A 26,714-nucleotide genomic window follows, 5' to 3' on the forward strand; every position below is an offset into this window, starting at 1 on the left:
GCGCGCATCCATTGCGCTTTCACAACGGCCATGCGCGCGATCTGACCGACCGTAGCGTGTCAGCCTGAGGGAGAATGCAATGAAAGCGCTGTTGCCCTACTACGAGCGCGAGCTGGTCTACCTGAACACGGTCGGCCGCGAGCTTGCCCACCAGTATCCGAAGCTGGCCGCCGAGCTGGGCCTGGGGCCGGAAGGCAGCGAGGATCCGCATATCCGGCGCCTGATCCAGGCGTGCGCGCTGCTCAATGCGCGCACCGCGAAAAAGCTCGATGACGATTACCCGGAATTCACCGAGGCGCTGCTCGGCAGCCTGTATCCGCATTTCCTGCACGGCATCCCGAGCTGCTCGATCGTGCGCGTCGACGACAGCGACCGCCAGGCCAGCTCGGCCACGCTTGGCCACGTGCACGTGGTGCCGCGAGGCACCGAGATGACGTCGCTGGTCGCAGGCGGCGCGCCATGCCGCTTCCGCACGACGGCCGACCTGGCGCTGGCGCCCGTGACGGTCACGCGCGCCTGGTTCTCGCCGGTGGCGCAGATGCCGCCGCCGCTCCGGCTGCCGGCCCGCGCCAGCGCGCGCATCAGCATCAGTATCGACAGCGCCATACCATGCCGGCTCTTGTCCGGACTTGGCCTGGCGCGCCTGCGGCTGCACGTCGACGGCGACGCGTTGCTGACGGCCGCGCTCATTGACAGCCTGTGCCTGCACACGCTGGAAACGTGGGTCGAGACGGAAGGGCAGGACCGCTGGCGCCGCCTGGACCGCCCGGTCTTGTCGCTCGGTGGCCTCGAGCCTGACGAAGCCCTGGTGCCCGAACCGGCGCACGCCCATCCCGCCTACCGCTTGCTGACCGAATACTTTGCCTTCCCCGACAAGTTTCACTTCCTCGACGTCGACCTGGCGGCGCTGGCGCCGATGTTTCCCGCCGGCGCGCGGCGCTTCACGCTGCATGTGCTGCTGACCGGCCTGCACGCAGACGCCGGCCCGGCGCGTGTCCTGCGCGCACTGTCGCACCAGCACTTGCTCGCGGGCTGCGCACCGGTGGTCAATTTATTCCAGCAAGCGGCGGCGCCGGTGCGCATCACGCACCGTTCGTCCCTGTACGACGTGGTGCCGGGCCGGCATGAAGAAGACGTCGAGGTGTATAGCATCGACGCGGTGCAGGTACTGACAACGCGTGGCGGCAAGACAGCCGGCGTGACCTATCGCCCCTGTTATGGCCTGCGCCATGGCGAAGGCGGCGAAGGCCAGCGCTACTGGTACGACCGCCGTATTGATGGGGGCGACCGCAGGCACCGTATGCAGATCGCCTTCAGCGACGACGACACGGCACTGGCCGGACCCGAGCCAGCAATCGCGTCGATCGACCTGACCTGCAGCAACGGCCCGTCGGCCTGCGCGGTGGGCGTTGGCGCGCCGGGCGGCGACCTGGCCAGCGAAACGGCGACGGGTGGCGTGCCCATCCGCCTGTTGCGCAAGCCATCCGCGCCGCTGCACTTTGGCAACCGCGACGGCACCGGCTGGCGCCTCGTGGCCCAGCTGGCGCTGAATCACCGCTCGCTGGCCCAGCTCGACGCCTTCCGCGACACGCTGGCGCTGTACGACCTGGCGCGCTCGGGCAGTTCGCAGCGCCAGATCGCCGGCCTCACCGCACTGACCACGCTGCCGGCGACGGCCTGGCTGCGCAACCGGCATGGCGCCACGCTCGTGCACGGGACCGAGGTGCGGCTGACGCTGGACGAAGAAGCATTTGCTGGCAGCAGCGTGTTCGTCTTCGCGCAGGTGGTCAGCCGCTTTCTGGGGCTGTATGTTCACCTGAACAGTTGCACGCGACTGGTGTTGGTCTCTGGCCAGAGCGGCAAGGAACTGCTGCGCTGCGAGCCACGCAGTGGCAGCCTGACGCTGGTGTAGTGGGTGATTGCCGACCTGCTGGCGCACCCGCAGCGCTACGAATTTTTCCAGGCGGTGCGCCTGCTGCTGCGCTGGCTCGGCCGGCAGGAGATCGGTCCGGAGCAGGCGCTTGGCGGCGTCATTCGCTTTCGCAACAGTGTCGGGCTGGGCTTTCCACCGAGCGAGATCGAGGCCATCGAGCCCGGCACCGGCGACGTGCCGGCAATCACGATCACACCCGCGATGATGGGGTTACTTGGCACGATGGGCGCCTTGCCGCTGCACTACACCGAACGGTTCGCCGCCTGGGAGCTGCGCAACCGCGACGACGGGCCGCGCGCCTTCCTCGATCTGTTTTCCAGCCGCCAGGTGGCGCTGTTCTACCGCGCCTGGTGCAAGTACCGGGTACGGCAACCGCTGGCGGCGGGCGTCGACCGTTTCCAGCCGCTGCTGCTGGCGCTGGCTGGCGTGGCGTCGGGGTGTCACGATGTGGCGGGCGTCGACGCCATGGCCCGGTTTGCCGCGCCGCTGCGCAGCCGCGTGGTCAGCGCCGACCTGATCGCCGGCGTACTCGGCGCCTGCTTTGGCGTGGCAGTGCATGTCGAGCAATTTACCGGCCGCTGGGATGTGCTCGCACCGGACCAGCGCACGTTGCTGGCCCAGGGCAATTGCGTGCTGGGAGCGGGCGCCACGGCAGGGGCGCGGCTGCTGCGGCCCGAGCTCGGCATCCGCATCCGTCTGGGTCCGGTGAGCGCCACTGAGTTTGAACGGTTCCTCCCGGGGCAGGAGGGCAGCCGCGCATTGGCTGCCTTGCTCGGGCGCTTTGCCATCGACGTGCCGTATCGCACTTTGCAAGTCGTGCTGCGGCGCGAGGCGGTCCATGGTGTGCAGCTCGGCGGTTCGGCGCGGCTGGGGCTGAATGGCTTCTTGTGCACGCGCAGTGCACTAAGTGATCGCGACGACATGTGTTACCTGCTCGAGTGACACGTTCGATTCCTGACGGCATACGCGCGCCACACATGTGACGGGCAGCCTACAATCGATGTCAACGAATTAACAAACCATCGACCAGGAGGCACCATGCAACAAGCAGAAAACATGCAGCCGGCAGATCATCTCGAACCAGCAGCAACCCAATCACTCGACGGCCGCCGCGTCGCGGTCCTGATGACCGACGGCGTCGAGCAAGTCGAATACACCAAGCCGCGCCAGTTCCTCGAAGCGCAGGGCGTGACCGTCGTGCTGATCTCGCCAAAGAAAGTGGGCGAACAGATCCAGGGCTTCAATCACCTTGAACCTGGCGACAAATACGCGGTCGAACTGAACGTGGAAGACGCCAACGCCGATGACTACGATCTGCTCCTGCTGCCGGGCGGCGTGGCCAATCCCGACAATCTGCGCTCGAGCCCGGAATCGATCGCCTTCATCAAGGCCTTTGGCGATGGCGACAAGCCGATTGCCGCGATCTGCCATGGCCCATGGCCGCTGATCGACGCTGGCATTGCCGAGTCGAAGCACATGACCAGCTGGCCGACGCTGCAGATCGACCTGGTCAACGCCGGCGCCGAATGGACCGATGACGAAGTGGTCGTCGACGGCAAACTGATCACGAGCCGCAAGCCGGACGATATTCCGGCGTTCAACGAAGCCATCATGAAGCAATTGATGGTGCTGCAAGAAGCTGGCACCGATTCGGGGCCAACCTCGTAATATTCTAGTCGTCAGCGGCCGGGCCGCGTCACTGCAAGTGTTCCCACAGCGTGACGCAACCGACCGCGATCAAGACCAGGCCGCCGAAGATCTCGGCGCGCTTGCCCGCCAGGGCACCGATGCGGCGGCCTACCAGCATTCCCAGTGTCACCATCGTCAGCGTTGCCAGGCCAATGGCCAGCGCCGGCATCAGTATGCCGGCGTTGGTAAATGCCAGGCTGACGCCCACGACCATGGCGTCGATGCTGGTGGCGAAACCCGTCAATGCCAGCAGCCACAGCGGTCGGTTCGAGTCTTCGGCGTCTTCCGGCGGGGATAAGCCCTCGTGGATCATGCGTACGCCCAGTCCGCAGAGCAAGACGAATGCCACCCAGTGATCCCAGCTCTCGACGTAGGAAGCGGCAATGCTGCCCAGCGCCCAGCCGACCAGCGGCGTCGTGCCCTCGATCACGCCGAACAGCACGCCCACCTTCAACGCATCCTTGAACCGTACATGATGGCGGCGCGCGCCCATGGCAATGGCGACGGCAAAGGCGTCGGTAGACATGGCGAAGGCGAGGATGAGGATGGCAACGAGAGACATGACAGCTTTCCGATCGGGCACGACAAAAGGCATGTCGCGTGGCCCGAACGTCACGCAAACATGCCAATGGTCTTGCCAACCAGAAGGCTTGCGCACCATGACGTTGAGCGTCAAGTATGTTGATGCGACAAACTTCCGAAAGAGGAAGCAGGCTACTCCCCAAGGGCGGCGCTATGGTAACTCAGCGGTAGCTAATCGGCAAGGCGCGTGGCGGGCACGCCATCGGCACATCCGGGCATCAGGCAAGGGCGGCGCGGCGCCTTGGCGCCAGCCTCAGCGCACGTCCGAGCGGCAATTCGACGCCGTGATGGAACAGTGCGCCGGCGATCATGCTGGCAATCCAGGCGAGGATCATGCCAGCAGTTTGCACGAGCACGTCCTGCGGCGCGAAGCGGGTGAATGCCGCGTTGATGACGAGGCACACAGGGAAATGCACCAGGAATATGGAGAACGAGATGTTTCCGGCGCTGCTGACGACGCGCCATTGCCCGGGTGCGGTCGACGCGGCCTGCATGCGGCCGAACGCGACCAGCACACACGCGACGAGCAGCGCAAGGGCAATGCGGCTGCGAAAGTCGACCGTCAGCGCGAGCAGCGCCGGTACGGTCATCATCAGTAGCAGAATCGCGACCGAGCGCGGCCGGCGGGCAGGATCGCTCGCCCACCAGGCAAGCGCGCCCAGGCCATAACTGCCGAGAAAGTAGGGCGCCCAGACGTCCCAGTCGGCGTCCAGGTTGAAGTACAGCAGCGAGGCGCCGGTGGCAATGGCCGTCACGGCCGGGATCAGATCGGCGGGCATGGGTCGTGCCGATGCGCGGCTGCAAGCCCACAGCAGGATGCTGAACATGGCATACAGCTGCAGATCGATGGCGACGTACCAGGCGCCGGCCGAGAGCGCGTCGTAGGCAAGCACGTCATGCAGCAGGAACGCGTGTGCGAGCAATTGTCCGCCGCTGGGTGGGGCGGAGATGGCATCGTGTGTCATCCAGAGGCCTGCCAGCCATGAGGCGGCAACGGCCAGCAGGATCGCCACGAAGAATGGCGGGGCAAGCTTGGTGTAACGGCGCAGGATCGTTGGTACGGGGTTGGCGGGGCCGGTCAGGCCGTGCGGCGACAATGACTTTGCAGCGAGGAAGCCGCCGATGACGAGGAAGACCTGGACTGCGATGCGGGCATCCTGGGCCAGCCAGTCGATCAGGTCAGGGAGTGCCTCGCGGGTGTAGTCGGCCATGGGGCCGTAGAAGGCCAGGTGGTGCAGGACGATCAGCTGGGCGGAGATGGCTTTCAGCAGGTTGATTGAGGCGTATTCTGCGGAGCGTTGTGGCGGCGTGATCAGGGTGGTGCTGGATGCAGACTTCATGTGGTTTCTGGATGGTGACGCGGGTGCGGGCGCGCTGCAGGGGTTCTGCCGACGAGCTTGTCAAGGCGCCATCATAGCCGAGCTTGCTAAAAAAGCATGGCGCGGGGCTAGTGTGTGCGGGATGCTGCCTGGTGTTTGATCTTGGGCTAGCGGTGAATAGCGATGCCATTCACCGCATTTGATGCAGTAAATGGCTTGCGATGCGGATGTTGTACTTTGCTGAAACAGGACTCATCGGCTCAGTGCAAGCCGTGTGGTTGCTGCTATTGCAGTCCAGCGCCTTAGCGCATGGATGTCGGTTGGTCGTTGCGATAGCCTGACTATGTCGTTATTGCAGTTATTGCTGCTGAGACGAATACGAATTCAAGATTCTGTCGAGTTCATGGTCTGGAACATCAGTGACTTCGACGATGTCAGCATTGAATAGCCTTTGAAAACTCAAGGGAACTTTTGAATTGCTTAATTTGATGGTTGATGCTTCTGCGGGCTTTTCAACAATGAGTTGTGTACGAACACTTGCACAGCCGCCGCATTCAAATTTCAAAAGGTAATACCCTCTCGGCAAGCGCAATTTGCTGATTTTGGCGGTGTTCATTGGCTGGGTAATCAGCAAATGTCGCCCTGAAATGTCGTAGACCGAAATCAGTCCATCGTTGTCCTGAATTGTGTTTTGTTGCTTGGTAAACTCAAAGTAGTAATCTCCCATTTCTCCCCGCTTGAGGCGGCTTGCATTTGCTTGCGAGATGAATGAAAAAAAGCTGAGCTGATGTGTTGCTGCCTCCAACGGCGAGCGGGCTTGCTGCTCAGGGGTAAATGCTGCCAGTATCGCGAAGACGGATAGTCCCAGGGTGAACGATTCTTTGCGGTTGGCTGGACGATAGATGCTGCACAGAATTGTCGAAAAGATCGCCATCAGGCATAGCGCGATCCAGCCCGCTCCCAGGTAAGGTGAGAACTGTTCTCGTAGCACCGCCGAAATGCGGAGTACTGTTACATTCGTTGTTTCACTGCCGGCGCGTATTAGCTCGCTAAATCCGACAAGAAAACCGCCGAATGCTGCTGCCATGTAGTGGCTACGGTCTTGTGGAGTGTGTTCAGGTGTGATCGCGGGCCTGGCATGATCCTCGGGATTCGATTGCATTTGTGTCCCTTTCCATTGGATGGTGGATGTGCTGAACAGAGGTGGCGCGTGGCCGACCTCTTATCTTGGGACAGGTAGTGGTTCTGTTGTCGATCGTGAACAAACTCGCGTGAGAAAGAAATGACGATTAGTTGATCTTGCTCATCATGCCGAAGGTGGTTGGGTGTAGCGGGCGGGTGGTTGCGGACGTGGGCATTTGATCTGCGTTGTTGTCAGCTGTAGAGCAAGAAATCGCCTTGGCGATTTCCCTCTGGTCAGGCGAATCGGAGAGCCTTGCGCTTGCAAGCGCAAGGCGGATTTCCGGCGGGGAGCGGTGCTCCCCGAATTCCCGGAAATCCCCCGCGTCCCGCGGGTTCGATTCCCGCCGCCTGGAGCGCAGGCGAAAAAAAACCGTCCACAGGACGGTTTTTTAGGAATACTGGTGGAGGCGGCGGGAATCGAACCCGCGTCCGCAAGCACTCTACAGACAGTTCTACATACTTAGCACTATCATTTAATTTAGCCTGTACAGCGCGGATGTGCACGCTTTGGACAGGCGAGTTACCTTAAATTTCGGAAACAACCAAGTAACCCGGCTGAGTCCTAGCCTCTGTAAATGACTCTACTAGTCTTGCGACTCACCCCAGAGGCGAGGTGTTGTAGAGCTAGCAGCAATTAAGCTGCTTGTGCGTACGAGTTATCGTTTGCAGTTATTGATTTCTGGATGTATTTACGAGGTAACCAGTCCTCGGTATGCCCTGCGCTGCTTTGCAACCCACGTCGAAACCAGGTCGCCCCCAGTGTCGAGAAGTTTTATTGTACCCCATGAGTGGATGATGTACACCGGTTTTCATTAGAGAAGACTTAAAGTCGCTGCTGGTGAGAAACCCGCAATGCATGCTTGAAATGCAATATGCTCGTCAAATTCTTCATGTAACGACAGGGTCCGTAATGACATGCATCGTTTGTGGCGGTCCGCAGATCGCAGGACTGACTGGCTGGCACGCAAGATGCCTTGGATGTCGCTATGAAAGCGCCGCATTGACGCCGGCGATCAATGTGCTCAGTATCGCGCCCATCGATGAAGCACAGCGCGAGGCAGGGCTCAAGGCATTGCGCGTCGAGAATTTCAACACGATCGTCGGCTATGCGAAGCAGCATGTATCAGCCAACAAGCCACGTTTGCTCGACGTAGGCAGCGCGCACGGCTGGTTTCTCGAGGCAGCGCGCGGCCAGTTCGATGTGCTGGGTGTCGAACCCGATGCCGAGGTGGGTGGGCGGGCGGCTGCGCGTGGCTTGCCGGTGCGCTCGGGTTATTTTCCGGATGCCGTGGGGCGCGACGAGCGCTTCGATGCGATCGTCTTCAACGATGTGATCGAGCATATTCCCGATATTCATCGTGCACTGGCAGCTTGCCACGCGCATCTGAATGACGGCGGCATCCTGATCCTGAACCTGCCCAATAGCCGCGGCTTTTTCTATCGCATGTCCAAGGTGCTGGCCCGGGTTGGCTGGCGCGGACCGTTCGAGCGCATGTGGCAGAAGGATATGCCGTCACCGCACGTCCATTATTTTGACCCGCACAATCTGCGCGAACTGGTGCTCAAGCAAGGGTTCACGATGGCGAAAACGGCCGAGTTGCCTGCACTGCGCGCAGAAGGCCTCATGGAACGGATGCGTTGCGTGGGCAAGGCCGCGCCGGTGTCGCTGTATCTGCAATACATCGCGATCCGCTGCGCCATCCCCGTCTTGAGCATTTTCCCGAGCGACATCATCGTCAGCATTTTCAAGAAAAAAGCCGCAAGCTGATCAGCTTGCGGCCAAGGGGAGGTGTGCGGTTGTCGCGTGCTTAACGATTGCGGTTGGCAATCTCGTTGCCCAGCATGCCGCCGCCGATCACGCCGGCCACGGTGGCCAGTTTCTTGCCATTGCCGCCGCCGATCTGATTACCGATCAGGCCGCCGATGACGGCGCCGGTACCGATGCCGACATAGTTCGGTTGTGCTGGCGCTGGTTCTGCGTAACGCCGCTGTTCATAGTGCACTGGCTTCGGCGCAGCGTGCACCACGCGGGTTTTCTCGACCACGCGCACCACCGGCTTTTCCTTGATGATCACGGTCGGCTGCTGCTGTTGGGCCACTGGCTGGGCATACGCCAGTTGGTTAGCGGGCACCATCGCCGGGACCATGGCAGGAACCAGTTGCTGCTGGTTGGCCGCGACCGGCACCAGCTGGCCGTTCTGGACCATATAGCCGTTAGGCACTTGCAGGCCAGGCTGCTGCATGCCAGGCTGCTGCAGATTGTAGGGCGAGGTGGCGGCCAGCGGCATCGGCTCGGGCGCGCTCTTGGACGATGGCAGCAGACCAGTGATCGCTGCGGCACCGGTCAGGCTGACGATGATGACCGACGCTGCTGCGGCTGCCATCATTGGGTGAATGCGGTTGGTGGTGTTTTCCATGATCTGCTCCAGTAAGCTATTGCTTGTTTGTATGGATGTAGATTACTGGCGAGCCCGCTTCCAAGCTAGACGCATCCCTGTATCAATCGTAAAGAGATGTAAGCCGGCATCCTTGGCGGGCACAAACAAAAATGGCGCCCGAAGAGGGCGCCATCGTGGAAGCAAGTTAGTGTAAAGCGGCGGGGCTACGCGATCAGGCTGCCCGATCCGCGCGCGACGTGCGATCTGCAGCATCGCGCAATGCAGCCAGCAATTGCTCCGGTGTGTCGAACAGGTAATCAGCGCCCCAGGTCGACGGTGCAATCGCGCCGCAATAACCCCAGGCGCAGGCTACGGTGACCATGCCGGCTGCCTTGCCGGCTTCGATATCGCGCAGGTCGTCACCGACATACCAGCACTGTTCTGGTGCAACGCCCAGGCGGCGGGCGCCTTCGAGCACGGGCGCCGGATGCGGCTTGGCGAACGCTGTCGTGTCGCCCGAGACGATGCAACCGGCGTGCGCCAGTGCGATCTGCGGGACCAGCGGGTCGGTGAAGCGCGAGGGCTTGTTGGTGACGATGCCCCATGCCATGCCGGCTTGTTCGATGCCGGTGAGCAGCTCGTTGATGCCGTCGAACAGCGTCGTATGGGTCGACATCGCCGTTTGATAGCGGTCGAACCAGGCCAGGCGCAGTTCTTCGTAGCCGTCGTCGCCCGGCGCCAGGCCAAAAGCAGCCCCGATCATGCCGCGCGCACCGGCCGAGGCCGTAGGGCGCAGCACTTCGTACGGCGTCTCGGCAAGGCCGCGCTCGGTGCGCAGCCAGTTGACGGCCGCAGCCAGGTCGGGCGCGGTGTCGGCCAGCGTGCCATCGAGGTCGAACAGGACGGCGCGCGGCGCCGGAATCGAAGGGGGGAAGGTCATCGGATCACAGGGGTTTGGTGCACGCCACCATGTAGTTCACACTGGTGTCGCTGTTGAGCGAATAGATCTTGGTCAACGGGTTGTAGGTCAGGCCCTTGAGGCCATCGACCTGCAGGCCGGCCTGGCGCACGAACTGCGACAGCTCGGCGGGCGTGATGAACTTGCCGTAGTCGTGCGTGCCGCGCGGCAGCATGCGCAGGATGTACTCGGCGCCGATCACAGCGAACAGGTACGACTTTGGATTGCGGTTGAGCGTCGAGAAAAACAGGTGGCCACCCGGTTTGACCAGGGCTGCCGCGGCGCGCACGATCGAGGCGGGGTCGGGCACGTGTTCCAGCATTTCCATGCAGGTCACCACGTCGAATTGGCCCGGTTCTGCCAGGGCCATGTCTTCGGCAGCGATGTGCTTGTAACGCACTTCAACCCCGGATTCCAGGCTGTGCAGGTCAGCGACCTTCAGCGCTTTTTCCGACAGATCGATGCCAGTGACTTTGGCGCCTTTTTTCGCCATCGACTCGGACAGCACGCCGCCGCCGCAACCGATGTCGATCACGTTCTTGCCGGCCAGCGGCACGCGCGCATTGATCCACTCAAGGCGCAGGGGATTGATCTCGTGCAGCGGCCGGAATTCCGAGGTCGGATCCCACCAGCGGTGGGCCAGTTCGCTGAACTTCTGAATTTCTGATGGGTCTGAATTTGTCGTCGTCATAGCTCGGAATAATAACCGACCTTCTCCCGATTCGGGAGAAGGTCGTCCCCGCGCATGCGGGGAGCCAGATGTACTTGAATCGTCGATACCTAAAACGACGTCGTCCCCGCGAAAGCGGGGACCCAAGTTCAGCGTGAACGAAACGCTTGCAAACTTGGGTCCCCGCCTGCGCGGGGACGACGTGCTTACTGCAACTACTGTTGACGATTACTTGGCGGCGCCGCGGGTGCCGACCACTTCGATTTCCACGCGACGATTCTGTGCGCGGCCTTCGGCAGTGGCGTTGTCCGCCTTAGGCTGGCTCTCGCCCTTGCCTTCGGTGTAGATGCGGGTTTCTTCGATGCCCTTGCCCTTCAGGTAAGCCTTGACAGCTTCTGCGCGGCGGATCGACAGTTTCTGGTTGTACGCATCGGTACCGACCGAGTCAGTGTGACCGACGGCGATGATGACTTCCAGGTTCATGTCGCCCAGCTTGCCGCTCAGCTCGTCCAGCGATGCCTTGCCGGCTGGCTTCAGGATCGCCTTGTCGAAGTCGAAGAATGCGTCGGCCGAGTAGCTGACTTTTTCCGAGGTTGGGACTGGCGCTGCTTCAGGCACTGGTGCCGGTGCTGGTGCAGGGGCGACTGGCGCTGGTGGCGCGACACACTTGCCGTTTTCAAGCTTTTCTGGCTCAACGCACAGTGGCGCGTCGCAACCTGGGACCGCATCAGCCGGGGTCCAGTAGCCGGTACGCCAGCACAGACCGAAAGGATTGCGTGCGATCACGCCGCGGCTGTCCTGCACATAAGCGCTGTATGGGGTGCGCGCTTGCAGGTCAGTGGTCAGCGGCGCATAAGGTGGGGCGCTTTGGGCAGAAGCGACGCCCGCGATGGCGGCCGTTGCTGCGAACAGAACAGTGATCATTTTTTTCATATTCTTTTCCTTTCGGTAAATTCCGTGTCGATTCAGACAGTCTCCATGTGGTCATAACAATAACATGGTGGCTGCTCTGTCCGTTTCGTATTGTGAAACAAGCAATTGACTTCCTGGCCATTCTGCCACACGCACCAAAATCGTACGACTGCACCTAAATCAAACACCGAGCATTTGTTGCTTGACGTTGTTTAAGCGCAACATTTATGCAAGCAGGCGTCGCTGGTGACGACAATACTGGAACTTTTAGTGAGTCCAGTCCGGATTTTCGGTGTCAAAAAGGCATGGCCCGGAATTGAGCAACTACTATGTTGCGCGTGGTAGAATCGTCCGCTGTAACTTATAACTTTCGCCTGAAAGCAGTCGACCCGCCAATGGATCAATTCGCAAAAGAAACAGTCCCGATTTCCCTCGAAGAAGAGATGCGCAAGAGCTATCTCGATTACGCAATGAGCGTGATCGTGGGCCGCGCACTGCCGGATGTCCGCGACGGCTTAAAGCCAGTGCACCGCCGCGTCCTGTACGCGATGCACGAAATGAACAACGTGTGGAACCGGCCCTACCTGAAGTGCGCGCGCGTCGTCGGCGACACGATGGGCAAATTCCACCCGCACGGCGACTCGTCGATCTACGACACGCTCGTGCGCATGGCGCAAGACTTCTCGCTGCGCTACACGCTGGTCGATGGCCAGGGCAACTTCGGCTCCATCGATGGCGACAGCGCCGCAGCGATGCGTTACACCGAGTGCCGCCTGGACAAGATTGCCGGCGAAATTCTGGCCGACATCGACAAGGACACCGTCGACTTCCAGCCGAACTACGACGGCAAAGAGAAAGAGCCGACCGTCCTGCCAACCCGCATCCCGAACCTGTTGATCAATGGTTCATCGGGCATCGCGGTCGGCATGGCCACCAATATTCCGCCGCACAATCTGTCCGAAGTGATTGCCGGCGCGATGCACGTGCTGCACAACCCGGACTGCACGATTGACGAGCTGATCGAGCTGATCCCGGCGCCGGACTTCCCGACCGCCGGCATCATCTATGGCGTCTCGGGCGTGCGCGACGGTTACCGCACCGGTCGTGGCCGCGTCGTGATGCGCGCCAAGACCCACTTCGAAGAAATCGGCCGCGACGGCGCCCGTACGGCGATCATCATCGATGAGCTGCCGTACCAGGTGAACAAGAAGTCGCTGCTCGAGCGCATCGCCGAGAACGTGCGCGACAAGAAGCTCGAAGGCATTTCCGACATCCGCGACGAGTCCGACAAGTCGGGGATGCGCGTCGTGATCGAGCTCAAGCGCGGCGAAGTCCCCGAAGTCGTGCTGAACAACCTGTACAAGCAAACGCAGCTGCAAGACACGTTCGGCATGAACATGGTGGCGCTGGTGAATGGCCAGCCGAAGCTGCTGAACCTCAAGCAGATGCTCGAGTGCTTCCTGTCGCACCGCCGCGAAGTCGTCACGCGCCGTACCGTGTTCGAACTGCGCAAGGCGCGCGACCGCGGCCACATGCTCGAAGGCCTGGCCGTCGCGCTGGCCAATATCGACGATTTCATCGCGATCATCAAGGCGGCGCCGTCGCCACCGGTTGCCAAGGTCGAGCTGATGCAGCAAGCCTGGGATTCGTCCCTGGTACGCGAAATGCTCAACCGTACCGAGACCGGCGCTGCCGGCGGCATCGAAGCCTTCCGTCCCGAGCACCTGCCAAAGCACTACGGCATGCAGCCTGACGGCCTGTACAAGCTGTCGGACGAACAGGCGCAAGAGATTCTGCAGATGCGTCTGCAGCGCCTGACGGGCCTGGAGCAGGACAAGATCGTCAACGAGTACAAGGAAGTGATGACCCACATCGCCGACCTGCTCGACATCCTGTCCAAGCCCGAGCGCGTCACCACGATCATCGTCGATGAAATGACGGCGATCAAATCCGAGTACGCCGACAATGGCAAGGATACGCGCCGTTCGGCCATCGAGCACAATGCCAGCGACCTCGAAACCGAAGACCTGATCACGCCGCAGGACATGGTCGTGACGCTGTCGCACTCGGGTTACATGAAGTCGCAGCCGGTGTCCGAATACCGCGCGCAAAAGCGTGGCGGCCGTGGCAAGCAGGCGATGGCAACGAAAGAAGACGACTGGATCGACCAGCTCTTCATCGCCAACACGCACGATTACATCCTGTGCTTCAGTAACCGTGGCCGCATGTACTGGCTCAAGGTCTGGGAAGTGCCGCAAGGCTCGCGCAACTCGCGCGGCAAGCCGATCGTCAACATGTTCCCGCTGCAGGACAACGAAAAGATCACCGTCGTGCTGCCGCTGCAGGGCGAAAACCGCACCTTCCCTGAAGACCATTACGTCTTCATGTCCACGTCGCTGGGTACCGTGAAAAAGACGCCGCTGCGCGACTTCTCCAATCCACGCAAGGCCGGCATCATTGCGGTCGACCTGGACGAGGGCGACGTGCTGGTTGGCGCGGCGCTCACCGACGGCAAGCACGACGTGATGCTGTTCTCAGACGCCGGCAAGGCCGTGCGCTTCGACGAGAACGACGTGCGCCCGATGGGCCGTACCGCCCGCGGCGTGCGCGGCATGAACCTCGAAGAAGGCCAGGAAGTCATCGCGCTGCTGGTGGCCGAGAACGAGCAGCAAACCGTGCTCACCGCGACCGAGAACGGCTTCGGCAAGCGTACCCCGATCACGGAGTACACGCGCCATGGCCGCGGTACGAAGGGCATGATCGCGATCCAGACCTCCGAGCGTAACGGCAAGGTGGTGGCGGCGACGCTGGTCGAGCCAAGCGACGAGATCATGCTGATCACGACGGGCGGCGTGCTGATTCGCACCCGCGTGTCCGAGATCCGCGAGATGGGCCGCGCGACGCAGGGCGTGACCCTCATCGCCGTGGAAGACGGCACCAAGCTGTCGGGCCTGCAGCGCATCGTCGAAACCGACCTCGAAGAAGTCGAGTTCGAGCCGGCGCCCGAGTAATATCGTACTGAGCAGGGGCGTGCTGTCGTCCCTGTTGCTGTCACTTCGAATGGCCGGCCCGGCAGGCCGGCCATTGTCCCAAGTCGCCGGGCTCTGCCACCCGCATGGACTCCTGATGAAACACTTTCTTCGTTCCCTGACCCTCGTTGCCGCTGTCGCTGCTGCGCCCTCGTTTGCCGTGGCGCAGACCGCGCCGGCCCCGGTGGCCGCCACCGCCGCCAGCCCGCAAGCCAACGCCGCCGTCAAGGAACTGCTCGACGCAATGGACGTGCGCAAGATGATGACCGCGTCGTTCGCCGAGATGGAAAAGGCGCTGCCGCAGATGATGCGCGCGCAGATGACAGCCGTGATCAATGCCGATCCGGGCGCCGATGCCGAGAAAAAGAAGGCTGCACTGGCCAAGGTCGAGCAGGTCTTGCCCGTGGCGTCGCAAGCCATCAACCGCATGTTCAAGGATCCGGCGCTGATCGATGAAATGATGGTCGAAATCGCGCCGCTGTACGCCAGGAACTACACGGTCGCTGAACTGAAGGAACTGACCGCGTTCTACCGCACGCCGCTGGGCCGCAAGATGATGGCCCTGAGCCCGCGCCTGTCCGCCGAAAGCATGGCGATCGGCCAGCGCATCGTCGCGCCGCGCCTGAATGGCATGATGCAGGAAGTCATGCAGAGCGCACAAGGCAAATAACCCTCCACGAAAGGACCGCATGACCCAGATCTTCAATTTCTCGGCCGGCCCCGCCGTACTGCCGAAAGAGGTGCTCCAACAGGCCGCGCACGACATGCTCGACTGGCATGGCAGCGGCATGTCGGTGATGGAGATGAGCCACCGTGGTCCTGAATTCTCCAGCATCCACCGCCAGGCGATGATCGATCTGCGCGAGCTGCTGAACGTGCCGGCCAATTACAAGACCCTGTTCCAGCAGGGTGGGGGACTCGGGCAGAACGCCATCGTGCCGCTCAACCTGGCCGGGCGCCGGCCCGATCCGGTGATCGACTTCGTTCACACCGGTACCTGGTCGGGCAAGTCGGCCAAGGAAGCGGCGCGCTTTGCACGCGTGAACATCGCGGCATCGAGCGAGCCTGACCACTTCACCCGTGTCCCTGCGCGCGACACCTGGCGCCTGAGCGACGACGCATCGTATCTGCACATCTGCACCAACGAGACCATCGACGGCGTCGAATATCCTGACGCGCCCGACGTGCCGGCCGATCTGCCGATCGTGGCCGACATGTCGTCGCACATCCTGTCGCGCCAGATCGACATCTCGAAGTACGGCGTGATCTTCGCCGGCGCGCAAAAGAACATCGGCCCGGCAGGCCTGACGCTCGTGATCGTGCGCGACGATTTGCTCGACTTTGCCTCGCCCCAGTGCCCGTCGGCCTTCCACTGGAAGACCTGCGCCGAGCACGATTCGCTGTACAACACGCCGCCCACCTATGCGATCTATATTGCGGGGCTCGTGTTCGCGTGGCTGAAACAGCGCGGCGGTGTGGCGGCGATGGAAGCAATCAATATCGAAAAAGCGCGCCTGCTGTACGCCGCGCTCGACGCCGACGATTTCTACGCCAACCGCGTGGATCCGGCCTACCGTTCGCGCATGAACATTCCGTTCTACCTGCGCGACGAATCACTGAACGAGCAATTCCTGGCCGGCGCGAAAGAGCGCGGGCTGTTGCAACTGAAGGGCCACAAGTCCGTCGGCGGCATGCGGGCATCCATCTACAACGCGATGCCAATCGAGGGCGTACAGGCCCTCGTCGATTATTTGAACACGTTTGCAGGACGGTAAGCCGTCGCGGTTGAGCACGACGTAGGGTGGACGGGTATCCCGTCCACGCGTCCACCGCACGGCTGATGCGCCCAAACGCAAACAACATCGACCAACCAGCATAACGATGACAGACAAACTCACCCCCTTGCGCGAACGCATCGATGCGATCGACGCACAAATCCTCCAGCTATTGAGCGAGCGCGGCCAGGTCGCGCAGGCCGTCGGCCACGTGAAGGCCGAAACCAACGCGCCCGTGTTTCGCCCCGAGCGCGAAGCACAGGTGCTGCGCGGCGTGGCCGAGCGCAATCCCGGTCCGCTCAAGAACAGCGACGTCCAGACCATCTTCCGCGAGATCATGTCGTCCTGCCGCGCCCTTGAAAAGCGTGTCACGGTGGCGTTTCTCGGCCCCACGGGCACCTTCAGCGAGCAGGCCGTGTTCCAGCAGTTCGGCACGGCCATCGACGCGCTGCCGTGCGTATCGATCGATGAAGTGTTTCGCGCGACCGAGGCCGGCACCGCCGACTTTGGCGTGGTCCCGGTCGAGAATTCGTCCGAGGGCGCCATCAACCGCACCCTCGACCTGCTGCTGGCAACGACCACCATCATCAGCGGCGAAGTCTCGATCGCGGTCCACCACAGCCTGATGACCAGGACCGGCACGATGGACGGCGTGACCGTCGTCTGCGCCCATTCGCAGGCGCTGGCACAATGCCAGGTGTGGCTGAACCAGCATTACCCGAACATCGAGCGCCGCGCGGTCGCGTCGAACGCCGAGGCGGCCGTGCTGGCCAGCCAGGATCCGACAGTCGCCGCGATCGCCAGCGAGATGGCGGGCGAGCAGTATCGCCTGGGCGTCGTGCAGGCCCACATCCAGGATGACCCGCACAACCGCACGCGCTTCGTCGTGATCGGGCAGTTGCAGACCGGCCGCTCGGGCAAGGACCGTACCGGCATCGTGCTGGCCGTGCCGAACAAGGCCGGCGCCGTCTACAACCTGCTCGCGCCGCTTGAAAAGCACGGCGTGTCGATGACGCGTTTCGAGTCGCGCCCGGCCCGCATCGGCACCTGGGAGTACTACTTCTATGTCGACATCGAGGGCCACGTGCACGACGCTGCCGTTGCGCGCGCGCTCGAGGAACTCAAGGACAACGCCGCCTTCTTCAAGGTGCTGGGGTCCTACCCGCAAAGCCTTTAAACGATTACGAGAGAGATTTTCATGTCGACATTTGGTCCCGAATACATCCGTGCCATCGCCCCGTACCAGGCCGGCAAACCGATCGCCGAAGTGGCCCGCGAATATGGCCTCGACGAAGCGAACATCGTCAAGCTGGCGTCGAACGAAAACCCGTTCGGCATTCCAGAGTCCAGCCGCGCCGCGATGCTCGCAGCAGCAGCAGATCTGGGCCGCTATCCGGACGCCAACGGGTTTGATTTGAAGACCGCGCTGGCCAAGCGCTACGACGTGCCGCTCGAGTGGCTCACGCTGGGCAACGGCAGCAACGACATCCTCGAGATTGCGGCGCACGCCTTCGTCCAGAAAGGCGAAGCGGTCGTGTATTCGCAGTATTCGTTTGCCGTGTATGCGCTGGCCACGCAGGGCGTCGGTGGCCGCGCGATCGTGGTGCCGGCCGTCGACTACGGTCACGACCTCGATGCGATGGCGGCCGCCATCGATGCCGATACGCGCCTGGTGTACGTCGCCAACCCGAACAACCCGACCGGCACCTTCATTCCGGCCGCGCAGATCGAAGCGTTCCTGCAAAAAGTGCCGGCGCGCGTGATCGTCGTGCTGGACGAAGCGTACAACGAGTACCTGGCGCCCGAACACCAGTTCGAGTCGAGCACCTGGGTGCGCACCTACCCGAACCTGATCGTGTCGCGCACGTTCTCGAAGGCGTATGGCCTGGCCGGCCTGCGCGTGGGCTTTGCCATCGCGCAGCCCGCCGTCACCGATCTGATGAACCGCATCCGCCAGCCATTCAACGTCAACTCGCTGGCGCAGGCCGCCGCAGTGGCCGCGCTGAACGACACGCCGTTCCTGGACCAGGGCGCGCGCAACAACGCCGACGGCTATCGCCAGATGATCGCCGCCTTTGAGGAGCTGGGGCTGCAGTACGTGCCGTCATTCGGCAACTTCGTGCTGGTGCGGGTCGGCGACGACGACGGCGCCGGCGCGCGCGTGAACGTGGCGCTGCTCAAGCAGGGCGTGATCGTGCGCCCGGTCGGCAACTACGGCCTGCCGCAGTGGCTGCGCATCTCGATCGGCCTGCCGCAGGAAAACGCCGCCTTCATCGAAGCGTTGAAGAAGGCGCTCGGCTGAATGCTGGACAAGATCGTTATCGTCGGCGTCGGTCTGATTGGCGGTTCGTTCGCGCTGGCGCTCAAACGCGCCGGGCAGGTGCGGGAAGTGGTCGGCATCGGCCGCCATCCCGAGGCACTGGCCCGGGCGCTTGCCCTTGGCATCATCGACCGGGTCTGTGACGACTACGCCGATGCGTTGAACGGCGCCGACCTGGTCATGCTGGCCGCGCCGGTGGCGCAGACGGGGCCGATCCTGGCCGCGCTGTTGCCGCACCTGGCGCCCGGCACGGTCGTCACCGATGCCGGCAGCACCAAGTGCGACGTGGTTGCAGCAGCCCGCGCGGTGCTCGGCGAGCGGGTAGCCCAGTTTGTGCCCGGCCACCCGATCGCCGGCAGCGAAGCAAATGGCCCCGATGCCGCACTGGCCGGCCTGTACCAGGGCAAGAAAGCCGTGCTCACGCCGCTGCCCGAGAACGCAGCAATCGATGTCGAACGTGTCGCCGCCGCCTGGCGCGCCTGCGGCGCCGTGATCCATCAACTGACGCCCCAAGACCATGACCGCGTGTTCGCCGCCGTCAGCCATCTGCCGCATCTGCTGGCCTACGCGCTGGTGGACGACCTCGCCGGCAAGCCGCACGCCGACATGCTGTTTCAGTACGCCGCCAGCGGCTTTCGCGACTTCACGCGCATCGCCGGTTCGTCGCCCGAAATGTGGCGCGACATCAGCCTGGCCAACCAGGCGGCGCTGCTGACCGAGCTGGATGCCTATCTGGCACAATTGACGGCGATGCGGGCCATGCTCGCCGCCGGCGACGGCGCCGGATTGCACGATATTTATGCGAACGCGCAGCGCGCCCGCCACGAGTGGCAGATCGCCATCGAAGCTGGCTCGACTCGCGCGCCAATTCAGGAAAACACATGACGCAGCAAAAACACTATCCGCAGCATATCGACCTCGAACCTGTGTTGCACGCGCAGGGCGTGGTGCGGCTGCCGGGCTCCAAAAGCATCTCGAACCGCACGCTGCTGCTGGCTGCGCTGGCCGAGGGCACGACCACGATCCACGACATGCTCGCGTCCGACGACACGATGGTCATGCTGGGCGCGCTGCGCTCGCTGGGCATCCGCTGGGATGAAGTCGACGAGCGCACGGTCATCGTGCATGGCAACGGCGGCGTGCTGCCCGAGGCTACGGCCGATCTGTTCATGGGCAATGCGGGCACCGCGATCCGGCCACTGACGGCGGCTCTGGCCGTGATTGGCGGCGACTACACGCTGCATGGCGTCTCGCGCATGCATGAGCGCCCGATCGGCGACCTGGTCGACGCGCTGAACGCCGTCGGCGCGCAGATCGAATACACGGGCGAGCAGGGCTTTCCGCCGCTGCGCATCCGCCGCGGCCACATCACAGCCAACCGCATGGCCGTGCGCGGCAATGTGTCGAGCCAGTTCCTGACCGCGCTCTTGATGGCCGCGCCGCTGATGGCGACCACGCATCCGGTGTCGGTCGACGTCGTCGGCGAGCTGATTTCCAAGCCCTACATCGAGATCACGCTGAACCTGATGCGCCGCTTCGGCGTCGAGGTCGAGCAGAATGGCTGGGCCTCGTTCACCGTGCAGCCGGGCCAGCGCTATCAAAGTCCGGGCACGATCCACGTCGAAGGCGATGCCTCGTCGGCGTCGTACTTCCTGGCCGCCGGCGCGATCGCGGGCGGGCCGGTGCGCGTCGAAGGCGTCGGTGAACACAGCATCCAGGGCGACGTGCGCTTTGCCGATGCGCTCGAACGCATGGGCGCCATCGTCACGCGCGGCGAGAACTGGATCGAGGTGCAATCGAATGGCGTACTGAAAGCCATCGACGCCGACTTCAACCACATCCCGGATGCGGCGATGACGATCGCGGTGGCCGCGCTGTATGCCGACGGCCCGAGCACGCTGCGCAATATCGCCAGCTGGCGCGTGAAGGAAACCGATCGCCTGAGCGCGATGGCGACCGAACTGCGCAAGGTCGGCGCCGAGGTGGAGGAGGGGCCGGACTACATCCGCATCACGCCGCCGGACGAACTCAAGCCCGCCACGATCGACACCTATGACGACCACCGGATGGCGATGTGCTTTTCGCTGGCGTCGCTGGACGGCAAGGCGCGGCGCGGCAACGCCATGCGGATCAACGATCCGAAGTGCGTCGCCAAGACCTTCCCCGACTATTTCGAAGCGTTTGCGGGCATTGCGCGCAACGAGCTGTTTTAATTGACCCGCCCCGAGCCCATGCCCAATTCCAACGTACCAGTCATCACCATCGACGGCCCGACCGCTTCCGGCAAGGGCACCGTGGCCAGCCGCATCGCCGACCGCCTGGGTTTTCACCTGCTCGATTCGGGCGCGCTGTACCGCCTGACGGCGCTGCAGGCGCTGCGCGGCGCGCTGCCGCTGTCCGACGAAGCGGGCATCGCGAAGCTGGCCCAGCAGCTGCCGGCACGCTTCCGGGATGATGTGATCTACCTGGCGCACGAGGATGTAAGCCACGCGATCCGCGCGGAAGAGGTGGGCAATATGGCGTCGAAGATCGCCGCCTTGCCGACTGTGCGCCAGGCGCTGTTTGACCTGCAACTGGGCTTTCGCCAGGCGCCCGGACTGGTGGCCGACGGCCGCGATATGGGCACCGTGATCTTTCCCACCGCCAAGCTCAAGGTGTTCCTCACCGCAAGTGCTGAGGCGCGCGCGCAACGCCGGTATAAGCAATTGATTGACAAAGGCTTTTCTGCTAATATGAACGACCTGCTGGCAGATTTACGGGCTAGAGACGAACGCGACACCGGTCGCGCAGTCGCTCCCCTGGTCGCAGCGGCTGATGCGCATATCCTGGATACCTCTGCGATGGGGGTCGACCAGGCGGTCGAGCAAGTCCTGACCTGGTATGCGCAGAAATAAGACTTTGAATGATGTGGTGGCGGTGGTGTCAACCGGTTGCAGTCCGAACCGTTAGGCAGCAGCGCCTGATCGTCATTCCCGCGCAGGCGGGCATCCCGGTTCGATGCGTCACCATTGGCTTGAGTCATCGCCATGGTGGTTTGCAAGTAAATCTGGATCCCCACCTGGGTGGGGACGGTGGTCTTCCGGTTGGCATCTTCGTTGTTGAGGGTGGCACTTGAAGACCTTGTCCTTTGGTGCTTGCGACAGCATATTGGCCATCGCAAGCGTGTTTTAACCTAACCCAGTTCAGTCCGCACTATCGTCGGTCTGCTGGCTCACATGAAATAACCAACTTTTTTATGTCTACTGCAACTACCCAAGATACTGGTATGGAAAGCTTTGCCGCCCTCTTCGAGGAATCGCTGTCGCGTCAAGACATGCGTTCGGGCGAAGTCATTTCGGCTGAAGTCGTGCGTCTGGATCACAACTTCGTGATCGTCAACGCAGGCCTGAAGTCGGAAGCGTTCATTCCAATCGAAGAATTCAAGAATGACCAGGGCGAACTGGAAGTCGCAGTAGGCGACTTCGTTTCCGTGGCCATCGAGTCGCTGGAAAACGGCTTTGGCGACACCATCCTGTCGCGCGACAAGGCCAAGCGTCTGGCTTCGTGGCTGGCGCTGGAAAAAGCAATGGAATCGGGCGAAATCGTCACCGGTACCGTCAATGGCAAAGTCAAGGGCGGCCTGACCGTTCTGACCAACGGCATCCGCGCGTTCCTGCCGGGTTCGCTGGTTGACACCCGTCCAGTCAAGGACACGACCCCATTCGAAGGCAAGACCCTCGAATTCAAGGTCATCAAGCTGGACCGCAAGCGTAACAACGTCGTGCTGTCGCGCCGCGCTGTCATCGAAGCATCGATGGGCGAAGAGCGTCAGAAGCTGATGGAAACGCTGAAAGAAGGTACCGTGGTTACCGGTATCGTCAAGAACATCACCGACTATGGCGCATTCGTCGACCTGGGCGGCATCGATGGTCTGCTGCACATCACCGATCTGGCATGGCGTCGTGTGCGTCACCCATCCGAAGTCCTGTCGGTTGGCCAAGAGATCACCGCCAAGGTCCTCAAGTACGATCAAGAGAAGAACCGCGTCTCGCTGGGCGTCAAGCAGCTGGGCGACGATCCATGGACCGGTCTGTCGCGTCGTTACCCACAGAGCACCCGCCTGTTCGGTAAAGTCACGAACCTCACCGACTACGGCGCGTTCGTCGAAGTCGAGCAGGGTATCGAAGGTCTGGTCCACGTGTCCGAAATGGACTGGACCAACAAGAACGTGGCACCAAACAAAGTTGTCCAGCTGGGCGACGAAGTGGAAGTCATGGTTCTGGAGATCGACGAAGAGCGCCGCCGTATTTCGCTGGGCATGAAGCAGTGCAAAGCAAATCCATGGGACGACTTCGGCATGACCCACAAGAAGGGCGACAAGGTCAAGGGTTCGATCAAGTCGATCACCGACTTCGGCGTGTTCATCGGCCTGCCAGGCAACATCGATGGTCTGGTGCACCTGTCCGACCTGTCGTGGACCGAAGCCGGCGAAGAAGCTGTGCGTCGCTTCAAGAAAGGCGACGAACTGGAAGCCGTGGTTCTGGCCATCGACGTCGAGCGCGAGCGTGTTTCGCTGGGCGTGAAGCAACTCGAAGGCGACCCGTTCAACACCTACTCGTCGATGAACGACAAGGGTTCGCTGGTTACCGGCACCGTGAAATCGGTTGAGCCAAAAGGCGCCGTGATCTCGCTGAGCGAAGAAGTTGAAGGCTACCTGCGCGCTTCGGAAATCTCGCGTGACCGCGTTGAAGATGCTGGCACCCACCTGAAAGTCGGCGATACCGTCGAAGCTCTGGTGATCAACATCGATCGCAAGGCTCGCAGCATCCAGCTGTCGATCAAGGCGAAAGACAATGTCGATACGCAAGAAGCCATGAGCAAGCTGTCGAACGACAACAGCGCTGCTTCGGGCACGACCAGCCTGGGCGCACTGCTCAAGGCCAAGTTCGATAACAAGAACTAATCAGGTAAGCCCTGAGGAGCTTGCAGATGACCAAGTCCGAGCTGATCAACCGACTGGCTGAGCGTTATTCTCAGCTGGTGGCAAAGGATGCGGAATTTGCTGTCAAGACCATCCTCGATGCGATGACCAACGCCCTGGCGACCGGTCAACGCATCGAGATCCGTGGTTTCGGCAGTTTCTCGCTGAACAGCCGCCCACCGCGCATCGGTCGCAATCCGAAGTCCGGCGACAAGGTGATGGTGCCCGAAAAACGGGTGCCGCACTTCAAGCCGGGCAAGCAGTTGCGCGAGCAGGTGGACGCGATGGTCGGGCAACCGATCATCAACGATTGAGTCAGTGCTGGCACCAAGAAACGGCATCCGCGAGGGTGCCGTTTTTTTTGGCCTGTCGGGTCAGCCAACGGCCCAACGCCGCACGCTATTTTGAAATATGATGGCGGATATGCGACACTTCGCCCTTACACCATTGTCTAGCGGAACCTGTTGATGAAATTCGTCTCGACCATCGTCGGATTTGTCCTGTTCATCCTGTTTTTCGGCTTCGCGCTGAAGAACACGAAAGAGGTCGACCTGCATTTTTTCCTCGACTATGAATTGCGCGGCCCCCTTGTGCTGATGCTGCTGGCGTTTTTTGTTGCCGGCGCCGCCTTCGGCATCCTGGCCCTGGCGCCGACCGTGTTCCGTCAGCGCCGCGAAAAATGGCAGCACAAGTACACCATCCAGGCCCTGCAAAGCGCCGCCGGCACCGGCGTGGTTGCCACCACGCCACCGCCGCCGGATGCCGTTCCACCGGTTGCACCCCGCCACTAACAACAAGAACACCATGGATTTCGAACTCTGGATGCTGCTTGGCATCCCCTTCTTCTTTGGCCTGGGCTGGCTCGCCGCCCGGGTCGACATCAACGAGGTGGTCTCCGAGTCGCGCACGCTGCCGCGCGGCTACTTCAAGGGCCTGAACCACCTGCTCAACGACCAGCCCGACAAAGCCATCGATTCGTTCATCGAGATCGTCAAGCTCGATCCTGAATCGAGCGATATGCACTTCGCGCTGGGCAACCTGTTTCGCCGCCGCGGCGAGACTGAGCGCGCCATCCGCGTGCACCAGAACCTGCTGGCCCGTCCTGACTTGCCGAGCGAAGAGAAAGCGCACGCGCAGTACGAACTGGGCATTGACTACCTGAAGGCGGGTCTGCTGGACCGCGCCGAGGAATCGTTCAATGGCCTGGCCGACACACCGTATGCGGTGCAAGCGCGCCGTTCGCTGCTGGAAATCTATCAGCGCGAAAAGGAATGGAAGCGCGCCATCGAGGCGGCTGAAGACTTGCAGGCGTCCGGCGCCGGCGCGCGCCAGATCGAGATCGCCCAGTTCTATTGCGAACTGGCGGCCGATGCGCTCGTGCACATGGCGCCGAGCGACGCGATGCTGTTGCTGGACAAGGCGCTGGAAGCGAATCGCCACAGCGTGCGCGCGACCATCCTGCGTGGCGACGCGCTGCTGGCCCAGGGCGACGTCGAAGAAGCACTCAAGACCTGGCGCCGCGTCGAGCAGCAAAGCGTGCCGCACGTGGCCCTGGTGGCCGCGCGCCTGATGGATGGCTACCGCAAGGTAGGCCGCCCGCAGGAGGGCGTGAACCTGCTGCGCTCGTACCTGGCCGAGGCCTCGTCGATCGACCTGATCGAAGTCGTGTTCAAGGCCGTCATCGAGCTCGATGGCGTCGAAGCGGCCAAAGGTCTGGTGGTGGAAGAGCTGCGCCGCAATCCGACGCTGCTTGGCCTGGACAAATTGCTTGAAGCGCGCCTGATGGATGCACCGGCCCATGTCTGGGAAGAGCTGTCGATGGTCAAGAACCTGGTGCAGCGCTACACGCAGAAGCTGGCGCGCTATCAGTGCAGCCACTGCGGTTTCAAGGCGCGCCAGTTCTACTGGCAATGCCCGGGCTGCAACCGCTGGGATTCGTATCCGCCACGCCGCACCGAAGAACTCAATGTGATGAACTGACGGTTCATCGAACGATTCCAATGACAAGCGATATGCCCATGACCCCGAGCCGCCTGCTGGTGGCCGACGACTACCGCCAGCAGGCGGCCCCTGAACTCTCCGCCGTGCGCCTGCTGGTGGTGGGCGACGTGATGCTCGACCGCTACTGGTTCGGCGACGTCTCGCGCATCTCGCCCGAAGCGCCAGTGCCCGTCGTGCGCATCGAGCGGCGCGAGGAGCGCCTGGGCGGCGCCGCCAACGTGGCGCGCAATGCCGCCGCGCTGGGCGCCCACACGGGCCTGCTGGGCGTGGTGGGGGCCGATGAGGCGGGCGATGAGGTCGAGCGCCTGCTGCAGGGCGCGGGCATTCACAGCTATCTCAAGCGCGACGACGCGATCTCGACCATCATCAAGCTGCGCGTCATCGGCCGCCAGCAGCAGATGGTGCGCATCGATTTCGAGGATGCGCCGACCGAGACCGTGCTGCGCGATAAGCTCAGCCAGTTCAAGGCGCTGCTGCCCGATTACGACGTGATCATCCTGTCCGATTACAACAAGGGCGCGCTGGTCAATGTCGCCGAGATGATTGCCCTGGCGCGCGCTGCTGGCAAGATCGTGTTGGTCGATCCGAAAGGCGACGATTTCACGCCGTACAAGGGCGCCAGCATCCTGACGCCCAACCGCGCTGAACTGCAGCGCGTTGTCGGCGGCTGGAAGAGCGAGACGCAGTTGCTCGAAAAAGCGCAGGCGCTGCGCGTGGAACTCGGCCTGGATGCGCTGCTCTTGACGCGCTCCGAAGAAGGCATGAGCCTGTTTACGGCCGACGAAGTGCTGCACGTAAACGCCGATGCACGTGAAGTATTCGACGTGTCCGGTGCCGGTGACACGGTGATTGCGACGCTGGCCACGATGCTGGGCACGGGCGCGCCACTGGGCGAGGCGCTGGTGACGGCCAACCGCGCCGGCGGCATCGTCGTCGGCAAGCTGGGCACGGCCACTGTGACGCGCGACGAGCTGTTCCCCGGTTGAGTCGCGCTTGATCTGCCTCA

The 26,714-nt window shown here is 62.4% G+C and carries 24 protein-coding genes, 1 other RNA gene and 1 riboswitch; of the genes, 17 read left to right on the top strand and 8 right to left on the bottom strand.

Annotated elements, in window-relative coordinates:
* Window positions 1-79: 79 nt before the first annotated feature.
* From tssF to ACZ0AJ_RS03795, 3 genes are all read left to right on the top strand, one after another.
* Window positions 80-1,912: a type VI secretion system baseplate subunit TssF gene (gene tssF / locus ACZ0AJ_RS03785; protein ID WP_499452805.1), complete on the top strand. Its 1,833-nt coding sequence runs from the start codon at window positions 80-82 to the stop codon at window positions 1,910-1,912.
* Between the two features lie 3 nt (window positions 1,913-1,915).
* Entirely contained in the window at window positions 1,916-2,875 is a 960-nt protein-coding gene (tssG, locus tag ACZ0AJ_RS03790; RefSeq protein WP_499452806.1) for a type VI secretion system baseplate subunit TssG, read from the top strand.
* Window positions 2,876-2,971: 96 nt separating this feature from the next.
* A complete protein-coding gene (locus tag ACZ0AJ_RS03795) occupies window positions 2,972-3,601 on the top strand; it encodes a type 1 glutamine amidotransferase domain-containing protein (protein ID WP_499452807.1) in 630 nt (209 codons plus the stop codon).
* A gap of 28 nt (window positions 3,602-3,629) precedes the next feature.
* On the opposite strand, the gene ACZ0AJ_RS03800 is transcribed toward ACZ0AJ_RS03795, so the two are convergent.
* From ACZ0AJ_RS03800 to ssrA, 4 genes are all read right to left on the bottom strand, one after another.
* Window positions 3,630-4,184 (bottom strand): manganese efflux pump MntP, encoded by a 555-nt coding sequence (locus ACZ0AJ_RS03800; RefSeq protein WP_499452808.1) that lies wholly within the window; start codon window positions 4,182-4,184, stop codon window positions 3,630-3,632.
* Between the two features lie 3 nt (window positions 4,185-4,187).
* A riboswitch (yybP-ykoY riboswitch) is annotated at window positions 4,188-4,361 on the bottom strand.
* A gap of 61 nt (window positions 4,362-4,422) precedes the next feature.
* Window positions 4,423-5,544, bottom strand: a complete 1,122-nt coding sequence (locus ACZ0AJ_RS03805) for an acyltransferase family protein (RefSeq protein WP_499452809.1) — start codon at window positions 5,542-5,544, stop codon at window positions 4,423-4,425.
* A 337-nt stretch (window positions 5,545-5,881) separates the two neighbouring features.
* Window positions 5,882-6,685, bottom strand: coding sequence for a T9SS type A sorting domain-containing protein (locus tag ACZ0AJ_RS03810; protein ID WP_499452810.1), 804 nt, complete (start codon window positions 6,683-6,685; stop codon window positions 5,882-5,884).
* Window positions 6,686-7,104: 419 nt separating this feature from the next.
* Window positions 7,105-7,463: a transfer-messenger RNA gene (ssrA, locus tag ACZ0AJ_RS03815) on the bottom strand.
* Window positions 7,464-7,561: 98 nt separating this feature from the next.
* Between ssrA and ACZ0AJ_RS03820 the strand changes: the two genes are divergently transcribed.
* The gene (locus ACZ0AJ_RS03820) at window positions 7,562-8,473 is read left to right on the top strand and encodes a class I SAM-dependent methyltransferase (RefSeq protein ID WP_499453947.1); all 912 of its coding nucleotides are present in this window, start codon (window positions 7,562-7,564) and stop codon (window positions 8,471-8,473) included.
* Between the two features lie 40 nt (window positions 8,474-8,513).
* Here ACZ0AJ_RS03820 and ACZ0AJ_RS03825 read toward each other — a convergent pair whose 3' ends face one another.
* The 4 genes from ACZ0AJ_RS03825 to ompA all read right to left on the bottom strand — a co-directional run bounded on the left by ACZ0AJ_RS03825 (window position 8,514) and on the right by ompA (window position 11,644).
* Window positions 8,514-9,122, bottom strand: a complete 609-nt coding sequence (locus ACZ0AJ_RS03825; protein ID WP_307732197.1) for a glycine zipper 2TM domain-containing protein — start codon at window positions 9,120-9,122, stop codon at window positions 8,514-8,516.
* A 193-nt stretch (window positions 9,123-9,315) separates the two neighbouring features.
* The gene (locus tag ACZ0AJ_RS03830; protein WP_499453949.1) at window positions 9,316-10,023 is read right to left on the bottom strand and encodes an HAD family hydrolase; all 708 of its coding nucleotides are present in this window, start codon (window positions 10,021-10,023) and stop codon (window positions 9,316-9,318) included.
* A gap of 4 nt (window positions 10,024-10,027) precedes the next feature.
* The gene (gene ubiG / locus ACZ0AJ_RS03835) at window positions 10,028-10,732 is read right to left on the bottom strand and encodes a bifunctional 2-polyprenyl-6-hydroxyphenol methylase/3-demethylubiquinol 3-O-methyltransferase UbiG (RefSeq protein ID WP_183550052.1); all 705 of its coding nucleotides are present in this window, start codon (window positions 10,730-10,732) and stop codon (window positions 10,028-10,030) included.
* A 207-nt stretch (window positions 10,733-10,939) separates the two neighbouring features.
* Entirely contained in the window at window positions 10,940-11,644 is a 705-nt protein-coding gene (gene ompA / locus ACZ0AJ_RS03840) for an outer membrane protein OmpA (RefSeq protein WP_183550055.1), read from the bottom strand.
* A 374-nt stretch (window positions 11,645-12,018) separates the two neighbouring features.
* Here ompA and gyrA point away from each other — a divergent pair, with 374 nt between their 5' ends.
* From gyrA to rfaE1, 13 genes are all read left to right on the top strand, one after another.
* Entirely contained in the window at window positions 12,019-14,634 is a 2,616-nt protein-coding gene (gene gyrA, locus ACZ0AJ_RS03845) for a DNA gyrase subunit A (protein ID WP_258836182.1), read from the top strand.
* A 115-nt stretch (window positions 14,635-14,749) separates the two neighbouring features.
* Window positions 14,750-15,322, top strand: coding sequence for a DUF2059 domain-containing protein (locus tag ACZ0AJ_RS03850; RefSeq protein WP_499452812.1), 573 nt, complete (start codon window positions 14,750-14,752; stop codon window positions 15,320-15,322).
* A gap of 19 nt (window positions 15,323-15,341) precedes the next feature.
* Window positions 15,342-16,427: a 3-phosphoserine/phosphohydroxythreonine transaminase gene (gene serC / locus ACZ0AJ_RS03855; RefSeq protein WP_499452813.1), complete on the top strand. Its 1,086-nt coding sequence runs from the start codon at window positions 15,342-15,344 to the stop codon at window positions 16,425-16,427.
* A 106-nt stretch (window positions 16,428-16,533) separates the two neighbouring features.
* On the top strand, window positions 16,534-17,604 hold the full coding sequence (pheA, locus tag ACZ0AJ_RS03860) for a prephenate dehydratase (protein WP_258836179.1): 1,071 nt from the start codon (window positions 16,534-16,536) through the stop codon (window positions 17,602-17,604).
* A gap of 21 nt (window positions 17,605-17,625) precedes the next feature.
* The gene (gene hisC, locus ACZ0AJ_RS03865; protein ID WP_499452814.1) at window positions 17,626-18,729 is read left to right on the top strand and encodes a histidinol-phosphate transaminase; all 1,104 of its coding nucleotides are present in this window, start codon (window positions 17,626-17,628) and stop codon (window positions 18,727-18,729) included.
* A complete protein-coding gene (locus ACZ0AJ_RS03870) occupies window positions 18,730-19,632 on the top strand; it encodes a prephenate dehydrogenase (RefSeq protein ID WP_499452815.1) in 903 nt (300 codons plus the stop codon).
* A complete protein-coding gene (gene aroA, locus ACZ0AJ_RS03875) occupies window positions 19,629-20,960 on the top strand; it encodes a 3-phosphoshikimate 1-carboxyvinyltransferase (RefSeq protein WP_499452816.1) in 1,332 nt (443 codons plus the stop codon). Before ACZ0AJ_RS03870 ends, aroA begins: the two co-directional genes overlap by 4 nt.
* A gap of 18 nt (window positions 20,961-20,978) precedes the next feature.
* On the top strand, window positions 20,979-21,641 hold the full coding sequence (cmk, locus tag ACZ0AJ_RS03880) for a (d)CMP kinase (protein WP_499452817.1): 663 nt from the start codon (window positions 20,979-20,981) through the stop codon (window positions 21,639-21,641).
* A gap of 341 nt (window positions 21,642-21,982) precedes the next feature.
* Entirely contained in the window at window positions 21,983-23,689 is a 1,707-nt protein-coding gene (gene rpsA / locus ACZ0AJ_RS03885) for a 30S ribosomal protein S1 (protein ID WP_183550082.1), read from the top strand.
* 26 nt (window positions 23,690-23,715) lie between these two features.
* Window positions 23,716-24,021, top strand: coding sequence for an integration host factor subunit beta (locus tag ACZ0AJ_RS03890; RefSeq protein ID WP_183550085.1), 306 nt, complete (start codon window positions 23,716-23,718; stop codon window positions 24,019-24,021).
* A gap of 153 nt (window positions 24,022-24,174) precedes the next feature.
* Window positions 24,175-24,498 carry a LapA family protein gene (locus ACZ0AJ_RS03895; RefSeq protein WP_183550089.1) on the top strand — a complete coding sequence of 108 codons (324 nt, stop codon included), beginning with the start codon at window positions 24,175-24,177 and terminating at the stop codon, window positions 24,496-24,498.
* Window positions 24,499-24,511: 13 nt separating this feature from the next.
* Window positions 24,512-25,687: a lipopolysaccharide assembly protein LapB gene (lapB, locus tag ACZ0AJ_RS03900; protein WP_332530738.1), complete on the top strand. Its 1,176-nt coding sequence runs from the start codon at window positions 24,512-24,514 to the stop codon at window positions 25,685-25,687.
* A gap of 38 nt (window positions 25,688-25,725) precedes the next feature.
* Window positions 25,726-26,694, top strand: a complete 969-nt coding sequence (gene rfaE1, locus ACZ0AJ_RS03905) for a D-glycero-beta-D-manno-heptose-7-phosphate kinase (RefSeq protein ID WP_267875160.1) — start codon at window positions 25,726-25,728, stop codon at window positions 26,692-26,694.
* The last annotated feature ends 20 nt before the right edge of the window (window positions 26,695-26,714 follow it).

This window comes from Telluria sp. AC161 (assembly GCF_979258535.1).

Coding starts and splice junctions, on each gene's coding strand:
- tssF (WP_499452805.1), top strand. CDS start 80: ATGAAAGCGCTGTTGCCCTACTACGAGCGCGAGCTGGTCTACCTGAAC.
- ACZ0AJ_RS03795 (WP_499452807.1), top strand. CDS start 2,972: ATGCAACAAGCAGAAAACATGCAGCCGGCAGATCATCTCGAACCAGCA.
- ACZ0AJ_RS03800 (WP_499452808.1), bottom strand. CDS start 4,184: ATGTCTCTCGTTGCCATCCTCATCCTCGCCTTCGCCATGTCTACCGAC.
- ACZ0AJ_RS03805 (WP_499452809.1), bottom strand. CDS start 5,544: ATGAAGTCTGCATCCAGCACCACCCTGATCACGCCGCCACAACGCTCC.
- ACZ0AJ_RS03810 (WP_499452810.1), bottom strand. CDS start 6,685: ATGCAATCGAATCCCGAGGATCATGCCAGGCCCGCGATCACACCTGAA.
- ACZ0AJ_RS03820 (WP_499453947.1), top strand. CDS start 7,562: ATGCTTGAAATGCAATATGCTCGTCAAATTCTTCATGTAACGACAGGG.
- ACZ0AJ_RS03825 (WP_307732197.1), bottom strand. CDS start 9,122: ATGGAAAACACCACCAACCGCATTCACCCAATGATGGCAGCCGCAGCA.
- ACZ0AJ_RS03830 (WP_499453949.1), bottom strand. CDS start 10,023: ATGACCTTCCCCCCTTCGATTCCGGCGCCGCGCGCCGTCCTGTTCGAC.
- ubiG (WP_183550052.1), bottom strand. CDS start 10,732: ATGACGACGACAAATTCAGACCCATCAGAAATTCAGAAGTTCAGCGAA.
- ompA (WP_183550055.1), bottom strand. CDS start 11,644: ATGAAAAAAATGATCACTGTTCTGTTCGCAGCAACGGCCGCCATCGCG.
- gyrA (WP_258836182.1), top strand. CDS start 12,019: ATGGATCAATTCGCAAAAGAAACAGTCCCGATTTCCCTCGAAGAAGAG.
- ACZ0AJ_RS03850 (WP_499452812.1), top strand. CDS start 14,750: ATGAAACACTTTCTTCGTTCCCTGACCCTCGTTGCCGCTGTCGCTGCT.
- serC (WP_499452813.1), top strand. CDS start 15,342: ATGACCCAGATCTTCAATTTCTCGGCCGGCCCCGCCGTACTGCCGAAA.
- pheA (WP_258836179.1), top strand. CDS start 16,534: ATGACAGACAAACTCACCCCCTTGCGCGAACGCATCGATGCGATCGAC.
- hisC (WP_499452814.1), top strand. CDS start 17,626: ATGTCGACATTTGGTCCCGAATACATCCGTGCCATCGCCCCGTACCAG.
- ACZ0AJ_RS03870 (WP_499452815.1), top strand. CDS start 18,730: ATGCTGGACAAGATCGTTATCGTCGGCGTCGGTCTGATTGGCGGTTCG.
- aroA (WP_499452816.1), top strand. CDS start 19,629: ATGACGCAGCAAAAACACTATCCGCAGCATATCGACCTCGAACCTGTG.
- cmk (WP_499452817.1), top strand. CDS start 20,979: ATGCCCAATTCCAACGTACCAGTCATCACCATCGACGGCCCGACCGCT.
- rpsA (WP_183550082.1), top strand. CDS start 21,983: ATGTCTACTGCAACTACCCAAGATACTGGTATGGAAAGCTTTGCCGCC.
- ACZ0AJ_RS03890 (WP_183550085.1), top strand. CDS start 23,716: ATGACCAAGTCCGAGCTGATCAACCGACTGGCTGAGCGTTATTCTCAG.
- ACZ0AJ_RS03895 (WP_183550089.1), top strand. CDS start 24,175: ATGAAATTCGTCTCGACCATCGTCGGATTTGTCCTGTTCATCCTGTTT.
- lapB (WP_332530738.1), top strand. CDS start 24,512: ATGGATTTCGAACTCTGGATGCTGCTTGGCATCCCCTTCTTCTTTGGC.
- rfaE1 (WP_267875160.1), top strand. CDS start 25,726: ATGACCCCGAGCCGCCTGCTGGTGGCCGACGACTACCGCCAGCAGGCG.